The organism is Rhizobacter sp. P2_H2 (assembly GCF_056403375.1).
This window is the reverse complement of the sequence record NZ_JBFUFP010001823.1, coordinates 1-555: the sequence shown is the minus strand read 5'-3', so window position 1 is coordinate 555 and position 555 is coordinate 1. Positions and strand designations below refer to the sequence as shown.

The 555-nt window shown below is 74.4% G+C and carries 1 protein-coding gene; it reads right to left on the bottom strand.

Annotated features, from left to right (window positions below; all coding sequences use genetic code 11):
• The coding region (locus AC1D15_RS36425; protein ID WP_477829921.1) for an ATP-binding protein at nt 1–555 on the bottom strand (555 nt) is incomplete at both ends.

Below are 555 nucleotides of genomic sequence, written 5' to 3'. Positions count from 1 at the left end.
CCGCGGATCGGCCCGCATGCCGTCGCCGTCGGCGTCATCGTCGCCGCGCCGGTCCGCGCCAGCCGCGGCGCCATGCGCCAGGCACGCGGTGAACCAGAACTCGCTGCCCTGCCCCGGCTCGCTGCTCACGCCGACCTCGCCGCCCATCATCGCGGCCAGGCGCTGCGTGATCGCCAGGCCCAGCCCGGTGCCGCCGAAGCGCCGCGTGGTCGAGGTGTCGGCCTGCACGAAGGCCTCGAACAGCCGCTCGAACTGGTCGGCCGCGATGCCGATGCCGGTGTCGCGCACCGCGAAGCGCAGCCGCACGCCGGCCGCATCGTCGGCCAGCCGCAGCACGCGCAGCGCGACGCTGCCGTGCGCGGTGAACTTCACTGCATTGCTCAGCAGGTTCAGCATCGCCTGCAGCAGCCGGGTCGGGTCGCCATGCAGCAGGTCGGGCACGTCGTCGTCGGCGCGCAGCGACAGCGCGAGCCCCTTGGCCAGCGCCCGCTCGGCCACCTGGCTGCGGGCGCGTGCGAGCAGCGCATGCAACGAGAAACCGGTGCGCTCCAGGTC